Genomic DNA, 11,024 nt, shown 5'->3' on the forward strand with positions numbered 1-11,024 from the left:
TGGGCGCACTGTTGTCGCGCATATCCTTTTTTGTACGACTGTCACACCGTATTCTCAAATATTTCGGAAATATTGGTAGCCCCGTTATATAGTCAGCGTGGGTATTGCCATGCTTAACTTTTCTAATGACCACCGCAGCGATTTTTTTGAATCGTTGAATAAGGTATTGTGATTCCTAGAACAAATCCAATAATCCTAATGGATATAGGAGATTTGTATTGTATTTAATGCTTATTAATGAGCGTTGCTAAATATACACAAATACATACGGATTTGATAACTAGTGTACGAAACTCTATGGCAGAAATAGAATTAACCATCATCGAAACTATAACTTTTGGATAACTCCAGTTAAGTTCACTTGACGATCTGTTCTAACGTTATCGTCGACGACATGTAACGATTTGAATTCGCGCATGATAAATCTTGATGATTCGATTTCCTTATGAAAGCGGGATCACTGGACTTACTCAGTAGTAATAAACGAAAACTACACAATAAACAATTCAATTGGTCACGAGTTTTGATCATTTTTGGTTCATTTTCATGCGTTTAGAAAGCAAAACAGACAATTTAAAGAATGCAAATGGCGTTTTCCGTCAAACATTCTCATTTATCGGTGTTTTCCTATCATGCGCGCTCGTCGCTTGCACATCGCCAATGAAGGAAGCAGGAGATGCCCCTGATGGCCCAGAATATGTGAGCTGGATCTCAAGCGCATACAAGACTCCGGTGAAAGATGGCCTACCGATGCCCAAAGAGCAGTGGTGGAAGGATTTCGAAAGCGACGAGTTGAACAGTATTGTGGACACGGCACTGACAAATAATTTTGATTTGCGTGTCGCAATCGCAAGAGTATCGCAAACACGTGCGCAGGCGGAGATTGTCAACGCCGCGCGTTACCCGTCCGTAGATGTCACAGGCGCATACAAGAATCAGGCACCTGGTCAAGGAGTGGGTTATGCCGAGACGCCAGACGATTGGAGTTCCCAACCGGTCTGGCAAGCTGGCCTGCTGGTCAATTACGAAGTTGACATATGGGGTAAGAGGGGCTTCAACTCGAAAGCGGCTTATTCGCAAGCACTGGCAAGCGAGTTTAACCGAGAGGCTGTAGCGCTGAGTCTGGTTGGGGATGTTGTAACTATTTACTTTCAGGTTATGTCGTTAAACGAAAGAATTGAAGTCGGCGAGCGCAACCTCGCGGCAATACGTAATATTGGGCGCGGACTTCAAACTCGATTGAATCGTGGTGACTCTACTTTGATTGATGTTTCCCAGCAACTGATCCTTCAAACGAACACCGATGCGCAAGTGACGAACTTGAAGCTTCAGCGTGAGCGTGCCATGAATCGTTTGGCCCTGCTGATAGGAAAAGCGCCATCATCTGTCAAGCTCCAGGGGATTTCAGTCGAAAAGGCTAAAACCCCAGTCGTCGCCCCTGGGTTGCCATCCGATTTGCTTTGCCGTCGACCAGATATTCGTCGCGCCGAAGCTGCTCTCGAGGCGGCGCAAGCTGATTTGTATGCGGCTCGAGCTAATCTTCTGCCTTCGTTTGCGCTTTCAGCGCAAGGTGGTTACGGTAGTTTTTTGCTTTCAACGATCACTGCTCCACAGAGTCTTTTTTATATTCTGAGCGCAAACCTAGTCCAGAATGTTTTTGATGGTGGAAAGCGAAAAGCAGAAGTCAAAGTCGCAGATGCAAAGAATCTTGAATTGCTCGAGGCTTACGCTAACACGGTGCTTTCAGCATTGCGAGATGTCGAGGATGGATTGTCTGGCGTCGCTCTCACTGCAAAACAATACGAGGCCTTGAATTTGTCACGGGAGCGAGCACAAAAATTGGCTGATATGAGTGCTGTGGTGGTGGAGCGAGGGGGGATGGATTACGTTCAGCTTTATCAGATTCAAGGCACGGTGCTGGCTGCAGAAGATGCCGCCATCAATAGCCGTTTTGAACAGATTCGGGCCTCTGTCGATTTGTATAAGGCAATCGGAGGAGGTGTGCGTCTAGATGACAGTCCTTGTCTTGGGGGAGGAAAGTTGCCTAAAGCGGATGCGCGCTGGACAGCGGCTGCAGAGAAAGCGGATTCCCAAATCACGATCAAAAAACCTTAATTAATACATTTGGGTCAGGTTTTAGGTGGCCCGCACGGATTGAATCATTGTGTCGTTTCAGGGCACATTGAATATTGGAAAAGTTCATGCCTCAAGGTACTACAGGTAAATCCTTTAAAGATCGTCTTCAGTCAAGCTCAAGCGCTGAATCGAAGGTGAGTGTTCTTTCGCCATTCAAAGGCGAACGTTCGACCATCATGCTGGCCAGTATTGTGATTAACCTGCTCGCATTGGCATTTCCTTTATTGATGTTGCAGTTATATGATCGAATTTTGCCAAATCAATCGATCGATACATTGACGCTGGTTGCTGGTACGGTTGCCTTTGCTGTCGCCGTAGAGGCAATTCTACGCATCGCGCGTTCCTACTCAACGGCATGGATTTCAGCTCGATTTGAACATCGCGCCATGATGGCTGTAGCTGAGCGCTTTTTGGCTGAACCATTGCATCAGTTTGAACGGAAGGGGACCGGTGCACTGATGGATCGATTCAAGTCCATTTCGACTTTGAAATACCATTATTCAGGCCAGACCTTTCAGCAGCTGATGGATTTGCCCTTTACAGTGTTATATGTCCTCATCGTTTTGCTGATGAGTCCTTGGCTTGGATTGTTGCTAATTGTTGGGTACTCAATTTTTAGTGCAATCACTTGGAATAAAAGTCAGGACTTTCCAGAATTGGTAAAGGAACAAAAAAATGCCGATTTACGTCGTAGCAATTTTTTGAATGAAACTTTGAATAACGTGCATACGCTTAAGTCGATGACCATGGAGTCATTGATGCTCAGGCGTCATGAGCGGTTACAAGAGAATTCTGCACGGTTAATGGCTCGCATGACCTATGCTTTGGACATGTCGTCTGGGTTGGGTAATATTTTTTCACCTCTGATGACGATGCTGACAGTCGCAGTGGGAGCCTGGCTGGTGATTGATCATCAAATGACAAATGGAGAGTTGGCGGCATGCGTTTTGTTAGGGATGCGTTCTTTAGCGCCGCTTCAACGTTTGGGTGGAATCTGGACCAAGCATCAACAAGACGATATTTTGAGGGATGAACTTGCCAAGGTTTTATCTGAACCACCCTTGCCACCTCAGAGCAAAGATAACGTTTACATGGATGATCTCTCCGTTCAAAAGCCATATAGATCATCGAAAATTGAATTTGAAAATATAAGCTACCAGTTCCCTGGTGCGGATCAGCCCATCTTTGAAAATTTTTCCATGACAATTAGTCCTGGTGATTGTGTCACTATTGTTGGCGCTGGCGGATCAGGACGTAGCACTTTGCTGCAGTTAATGGCCGGTATTCTGACACCTGATCAAGGTCGAATCCTAATTGATGGTGATGATCTTAAGTCGCTCGATTTAGAAGAGGCTGGTGAATTGATTGGCTATTTGCCTCAAAACACACAAATGTTTGAAGGATCTTTACTGGATAATGCCAGCTTGTTTAATCCAGCAAGAATTAATCGAGCATTAATGACGGCTAAGTCATTGGGCTTAGGCGATTTTGTCGCCAAAATGCCGCGTGGCTGGGATTCAATTGTAGGAGATATGGCATCGGATTCGTTGCCACCAGGATATCGCCAGAGGATTGCTATTGTTCGTGCTTTGTCTAATCAGCCAAACATTATTTTGTTTGATGATGCGACATCTACCATTGACGCTGAAGGCGATGCCTTATTTTTGAAGTTCTTAGACTCAATGAAGGGCAAGGTAACCATTGTCATGGTGACGCAACGCCCTTCATATCAAAAACTTGCATCACGAGTCCTGTATTTGCGGGACGGAAAACTCACTGAAATGCGCCCCAATGAGTTGCCTGTGTTAGATCGGATTTTGTCTCAGCCTAATACTGAGACACAGGATGAAGTCAGGCAGTCTCTGGTTCACACTAGTCGACCAGGCACTTACTCTCAGATCCCAGCAGATATATTTTTTGATTCTCCACTGAAATATGATTTGTTCGAAGACGGCCGTTGGGAAAAAATGCATGAAACCGTGTGTGGTCAGTTCACGTCGCATACCGACTTTGCTGGCTGCCTGACAATTTTACTGCGGTTGCTGAATTCGTCAGCCTCAGCTCGTGAAGTGGCGGAGTCTTTGCCATATTTTACATCTGCTCTGGATCTGACCGGCTTTCACAACTCCATGGCACAGCTAGGGTTTCGAATGAAAGAAGTGCGTTGTAAGCTTGGCTCCATTGAGTCAAGATCCTTGCCTTGCCTTTTTGTTCCTGATCATGATTTAGCCTTTGTCGCCATTGCGCGTTCAGGTCGCTATATGCGCGTTAGTAATGATCAGAACGAGGTTGTTCATCTTGAAAAAGATTTGAACATGGAAGGCCGTGCCTTTTTCTACGAGGCTGTCGACTATTCGGTCGTTCATACGAACTCTTGGGTTTCACGTGCGATTTTGAGGTTTTCATCTTTAATTGGTCAGGCCACGCTGTCGGCACTTGTTTCTGGATTAGTCATGATGGCCGGTCCGTTATTTCTCACAGTCGTTTACAGCACAGTCATTCCGTCGGGTGCAAAAGATTCTTTGTTGTATTTGTCGATCGGTGCATGTATCGCACTTTTATCCGGCTATTTTTTCATGCGGCATCGGGCGCGAATTTTGGCCTATATCGCTGGAAGAATTGAATATTTATTTGGCGCAACTATATTGCAACAAGTATTGAGAATGTCGCCCATTTACACTGAGCGAGCTTCTGTCGGTTCTCAAATGTCGCGCCTACAAAGCTTTGAGGCAATTAGGGATATGTTTATCGGACCGCTTGCATCAACGTTGCTGGAATTTCCGGCTACATTGGTATTGCTTGTATTGCTGTCCATCATGAATCCAATTGCGTTGACGATATTTTTGATTATGGTGGGCGTGTATCTGATCTTGTATTGGATTTTTTCAGCTCCAACCAGACAACGTGTTTCTAATGTGAGCCTGACAGCCACAAAACGAAACAGTTTTCTAGTCGACATGATTTCCAAAATGCGAGTAATTCGTGAATGCGGCGCACAACGCCTTTGGCTAGAAAGGTTTCGGGAAATCTCTGCCGATGCAACGATGGCATCTTTTAAAGCTGAATATCTCTCATCGATCATTGTTGGCGTATCGTACTTTGTCATGATGTGCGCCGCGCTTGCGATCGTGTCTTCGACCGTTCCGGCAGTTTGGTCGGGAGCGATATCCTCAGGTGCACTCATCGCTTCACTGATGCTGATGTGGCGTGTGTTAGGTCCTATTCAAACTGTTTTTACGAACATGACTCGTGTTGAACGTGTCGCTAGCGCAGTTCGTCAAATTGATGCTTTGATGAAAATTCAAGGTGAACGACCAAATGAGACACCCGCTATCTCAAGTCGTACAGTGCACGGATCAATTGAGTTTGCCCGCGTTTCCTTTCGCTATTCAATGAATGTGGATCCTGCACTAGTCGGTGTTGAATTCAAAGTCAACCCAGGCGAGCTTGTTGCTATTACCGGTGCCAATGGTGGAGGTAAGTCAACCTTGCTAAAAATGATTCTTGGTATGTATCAGCCACAGGCCGGCGCAGTCCTGATTGATAACGTCGATATCCGGCAAATGGACCCAATGACATTGCGTCGAATGATTGGATATGTTCCGCAGGACATTCAGTTGTTCCGTGCGAGCATCATTCAGAATCTTAGACTTGCCAAGCCAGATGCAACAGATAACGAGGTCTTTCAGGCACTCGAAATGGCCGGTGCGTTAGATCAAGTGTTGCAACTTCCTCGTGGTCTTCAATATCGAGTCGGCGATAACACTAATGAGTTGTCAACGAGCTTGATACAAAAGATTTCACTGGCCAGAGCCTATCTGACGCGTGCACCTATCATGTTGTTTGATGAGCCGGGTGCGGGATTGGATGAACTTGGTGACAAGTATTTCATGGAAACGCTGATGAAGATGAAAGGACATACGACAGTAATTTATATCAGTCATCGTCCAAGTCACATTCGATTGGCCGACACGATCCTAGTATTTGATAAAGGCTATTTGCGCGCCGCCGGACCACCAGCTGTTTTGCTGAGAAAACCTACAGCAGCTTAATGGTCACAGATTAAATGAGATTGATTAGAGAGTAGATTGAATGCGCAATCCTGAACCTTACGAAATCGAAGCCAAACAACCAATTGTTTTGGGTAGTCGAACCGATAATTATGTTGCCAAGGCGATTCTCCTTGAAGAAGCTGCGCCACCATCGTATTTGAAGACCACCGTTATGTTGGCCGGATGTTCAGTTGTGGTTTTTCTGATTTGGGCATTTTTTGCGACACTTGATGTTATTGCCATGGCACCAGGTCAAATTATGCCCGTTCAGGCTGTCAAGGTGATTCAGCATATTGATGGTGGTCGTATTGCCGAGATTAATGTTGTCGACGGACAAAAGGTCAAGCAAGGTCAGGTTTTACTTCGTATAAACGAGACTGAAGCACAGGCTGAGTTTCAGACCTTGAATGCTAAGTACTGGGCTCTGTATGCAAAAGTCGAGCGCTTACGTGCCTTGATTCGTAATCGTCCTGCCAATTTTTCCCGGATTCCAAAACAGTTTGCTGAACTTGTTTCAGAACAAGAACATACTTTAAAGACCTCACGAGCTCAAATTTCACAACTTGAAGAGGAAATAAAAATCTTGACTGAAGTCAGTGAGATTCGTTCGGATCTCGCAAAAGAAAAGCTTGCCACACGCGTACAGGCTTTGGATGCGCAAAGGAGCTTGAGTATATCCCAGGCAGAATTACTTCGTTATCGTCGTGCGGCTCTAGATGAGTTGAATTTTTCAACCAACGAACTGGCCCAAGCTGAAGAGCAATTGAATAAATTGAAAGATCGTCTTGATCGTGTCGAAGTACTGGCACCTATCGATGGCATTGTGCAAGATCTTAAGTTTCGTACGGTTGGTGGTGTCGTGTCTCCAGGCGGAACGTTGATGAATGTGGTCCCAGATGATGGCAGGTTGCAAGCGGAAGTTAGAGCATCACCGAGCGATATTGGTTTTATCAGAGTGGGGCAAAGCGCACGACTAAAAGTTGGAACATATGACTTCATGCGCTACGGCACGATTGAAGGCGAAGTGACGATGGTTTCACCTTACAGCGCTATGGATGAAAAGCAGAGTCCTTATTTCAAGGTAATTATCAACATTCCTAAAAACTATGTTGGTGTTGATTCCTCAAAGAAAATCGATCCAGGGATGACGGTGATGGCAGATGTGATGACAGACAGGCAATCTGTTCTTCGCTATTTGTTACGCCCAATTTATATTGCTTTCAAGCAAGGCATGCGCGAGAGGTAGTCTGTATGACATTGTCTAACAAGATTAAGAAAGCGTCTGCTACTGATTTAAGTCTGACCCCAAGGCAGGAGCAGATTCTTGGTCTTTTGATGGAAGGTAAAACCAATAAGGAAATTGCCGATGACCTTTCAGTTCAGTATGGAACTGTTAAGCAGCACTTGTTTGTTTTATTTCGCAAACTGGGTGTCACAAGCCGCTCAAAGGCTGTGCTTGCCGCGAACCATCTGATGAAATCAAGTCGCCCTGACAATGCATTTAAGAATAAGTCAGGTAAAAGCCGCGAGAACGTTTTAAATGCCAAGAAATTGAGTTATGTTTGGCGAATGATTTCTGTTGTGTCTGTCTTTGTGCCCGATTCAACGGCAATTAAGCCTGAAGTCATTGTTTCACGTGATAAGTATCTCTATGATTTACGCGAAGTGATGAATGAGGTAACCGAAGCACTTGATGGTCGCTTTATTTCGCTTCCTTATGGAGGAATGCTTGCCTGGTTTGGTCATCCATCCGCACACTTGGATGATGCCGATCGCGCTGTTCAATTAGCTCAAAAGTTGCAACTTTGGTCTGATCAATACTTTCATGAGCACGCCATAGCTGATCCTCAGGCCCCTGAGTTAAAGCCGATTGGTTTGGGCGTCGCATCTCGAGCTGAGATTGTTGCTGATCAAACAACGGAGTTGTTAGCTGCAGACTCCTTTCGAATGGCGGCAATGCTTGCCAGATATGCAAGGAGTATTGGTCGTCCTCTTGCCGATGCGTCTACACAGAAACTGGCTCCACTGAGTGTGCCGTGGCTCAATGTTAAGGTGAATTTTCCTAATCACTTGGTAGATCAGCAACGCCTTCAAGGGATTTGTGCACTTGGCCAGGTTGGTATGCCCTTGCTTGATGTTAGGTCGCGTTGGATGGGTATGCCATTTCTTGATCAGATTTTTGAAACAGTTGAAAGCGGAGTCGCACAATGGCTTGCTGTTGAATCTTGGCCGCCGGCTGCGACAACTTCTTTGATTGATGCAATTGGAAATGCAGCTGCCCACAGAAAATTCAAAATGCTTCGCTTGCGCTTTCCTGCAAATGGCCGTCGTGATCGATTGATCTCAAGCTTGGCTTGTCAGATCGAGCTTGTGGCTTCGGATCTGGGTGTTGATGATGATAAATTCTACTCCCAGAGTACAAGCGGTGAGCGCGTCGGTGCCATGATTGCCGACTGCGCTAATCAGGGAATGTTGGTCGTTCAGGTCTATGGGTTCAAAGCACTGGATGCCTTAGCCAGTCTACTTGGTGAACGCGGTATTGACTCATTGATGTCGCATAGAATTCTGTTTGTCGTTGCCAATCTAAGAGAATCAGGCACTGCTCAAACAACGATTCGTTTACTTGGGCCGAGACCAACTAATATGCCTATGTCACGTGTGTTTTCTATGAAAGTACCTGATCTTGATCTTTTGCCTGATCAAATTCGAGTTGATTTGCAGGCGCTCATAGATAGCTTGTCCGTAGAATCTCGTGCGCTGATTACATTAGCTGCCAGTCATCCGGAGAGTGCCATAGATGAATGCCTGGAAGAATTAAAATACAAACATCATCAAACTCAGATGTGTTTGAATGAATTGACTATGTCTGGGTTGGTCGCCCCTCGTTCCGGTGGTGGTTTTCAATTCAGAGACTTGACGACAGCACAGGCAATTCATAAGTTAAGTTTATCTTTGCCGTAGTGTGGATTGCAACCTAATGCCGATCCTTTTGATTTTTCTCTTGTTATTGTCTGCAAGCCTTGAACCTGTTTGGGCTCAAGTAGGTGCTAACGCAAAAAGTCAGAAGGTCTTAGTGATTCGGATTGAAGGATCAATTTCAAATAAAGTACTCGAGTCTGTTCGAGCTTCAGTTGATCAGGTTCAAGGAGATCCTCGCCCGGCTGGTTTAATTGTTTTACTTGATTCTTCTGGTGGTGATGGCAATGCCGCGATGAAGATTGGTCGCATTTTGCGTCGGTCCAAAGCTCATATATTCGTAACAGGACAATGCCTGAGCGCTTGCACCTATGTCTTGGCAAGTGGAGTGGTTCGAGGAGCTTCCGCCTATACCGTTGGAATACATCGAGGTCGTATTACCATCAGTGATGCGGATGCTAAAGTTCTCAAAGAGGTCGATGTTTCAAAAGATCAGGCCGCAGAGAAAATGATGAAGGATTTTGAAAGAGACGCCGCCTTTTATTTTGCGGAAATGGGTATGCCTGCAGATTTATTTCGTGTTATGCAAGCGCATGAAAAGAAAGGCGTGTACAGATTGAGTGCTCGTGAGATGTCGTTCTACGGGTTGGTTGGTTTTGACCCAAACTATCTTGAACACCGAACTTTGGAGTATGAGTCGCTAAAAAGTCCGAATAGACTTGATCAAAATGAACTGGTACAGCGAACAGCGAAAGTTGCATCAATTTGTTCTGAGCATAAAAAAAATGCGAGTGATTTTGTTCAGTGTTACAAAAATGTGTTGAAAGATCCTTATTTGCACTGATTCATTTATATATCCACTTAATAGCTATAACTTTAGTATAAATTTTACCAGCATAATAAGAAAAATTTAGATTGACTGGCTGATTAAATTGCTGGTCATTACTATACTAAAGTTATATAACCATTTATCGTGTTGTTTATGTTGTGCCAAGCCCGTAAAGTGTATCTGCAGGATTCCATTTTTAGGATTCTTGAGCTGAAATCAGAGGCACGAAATGGCAGACGCAAACACTTCAAGTTCACAGCAGTCGCAAGATGCCCAGACACTTGATAATTTGACTTCTTTGCAGCAACCGAATGAGGCAGAACAGTCTTCGGTGACGCAGAATAATGCTGCTCGTATTGACTCGCCAGTCACTACGCCAAATGCGCCTACTCAAGATAGTCCAAGTCTATACAACGACGTGACGCAGACAACGGACTCGTTTGTGGAGCAAACTGCGGTTGGGTCAGATTCAACCATAGACAGTGAAGGGGTTGTCAGCACAGGAAATAAATCCAATCCTCGTGTCGATACATCCGGGACTGAATTCGTAGTGACGCCCCTTCCTGTTGTAGGAAGTGAGGAGATTGCAACGGCGCCATCTGACATGGAAAACTTGTCAGTATCAGCAAGCGAGGCTAGTTCCATCAATCCCTCGATCAACTCATCAAGTGGGCGTCCTGGAAACGCCACAACTGCGGCCGCACCAGAAAATGCGACAGAGCCTGCAACTACAAATAATGAACCAGTCTCACCCGAAGCAGCGGCTACTAAGTCGCTTATTCCGGAGTCCGTTCCGGATGTTGTAAATCCTGTTCCTTTAGCATCAGAGAATGAACCAGTCGTTCAACCTATCGCTCAAGCTATTGCGCAGGAACTTACATCAACTGAATTAGTTTTGCCGTCTGTGCCTTTACAAGAGGCTATAACTACGGTTGAGTCCACTCCTATCAGTCCTGTGAATAATGCCCCGACGTTTACCTCGGGTGCCACGGCCTCCGTTGAGGAAAACGTCTCGACTTCAACCGTGGTCTATACGGCTGTGGCGAGCGATGTGGATCAGGGTGCGACCCTGACGTACTCCCTCAGCGGAA

The 11,024-nt window shown here is 45.4% G+C and carries 6 protein-coding genes; all 6 read left to right on the plus strand.

The features are described from left to right. Positions 1-546: 546 nt before the first annotated feature. The gene (locus tag G3I67_RS14150) at positions 547-2,115 is read left to right on the plus strand and encodes a TolC family protein (RefSeq protein WP_163656188.1); all 1,569 of its coding nucleotides are present in this window, start codon (positions 547-549) and stop codon (positions 2,113-2,115) included. Positions 2,116-2,201: 86 nt separating this feature from the next. Then, positions 2,202-6,188 carry a peptidase domain-containing ABC transporter gene (locus G3I67_RS14155; RefSeq protein WP_163656189.1) on the plus strand — a complete coding sequence of 1,329 codons (3,987 nt, stop codon included), beginning with the start codon at positions 2,202-2,204 and terminating at the stop codon, positions 6,186-6,188. A 40-nt stretch (positions 6,189-6,228) separates the two neighbouring features. After that, positions 6,229-7,434, plus strand: coding sequence for a beta-barrel domain-containing protein (locus G3I67_RS14160; RefSeq protein ID WP_163656190.1), 1,206 nt, complete (start codon positions 6,229-6,231; stop codon positions 7,432-7,434). Between the two features lie 5 nt (positions 7,435-7,439). Then, positions 7,440-9,149 carry a LuxR C-terminal-related transcriptional regulator gene (locus G3I67_RS14165; RefSeq protein WP_163656191.1) on the plus strand — a complete coding sequence of 570 codons (1,710 nt, stop codon included), beginning with the start codon at positions 7,440-7,442 and terminating at the stop codon, positions 9,147-9,149. Positions 9,150-9,165: 16 nt separating this feature from the next. After that, on the plus strand, positions 9,166-9,948 hold the full coding sequence (locus G3I67_RS14170) for a hypothetical protein (RefSeq protein ID WP_163656192.1): 783 nt from the start codon (positions 9,166-9,168) through the stop codon (positions 9,946-9,948). Positions 9,949-10,162: 214 nt separating this feature from the next. After that, positions 10,163-11,024: hypothetical protein (locus G3I67_RS14175; protein ID WP_163656193.1), on the plus strand; the 862-nt coding region annotated here is incomplete at its 3' end.

It is taken from the genome of Sheuella amnicola (assembly GCF_010499255.1).
GTDB lineage: Bacteria > Pseudomonadota > Gammaproteobacteria > Burkholderiales > Burkholderiaceae_B > Zwartia > Zwartia amnicola.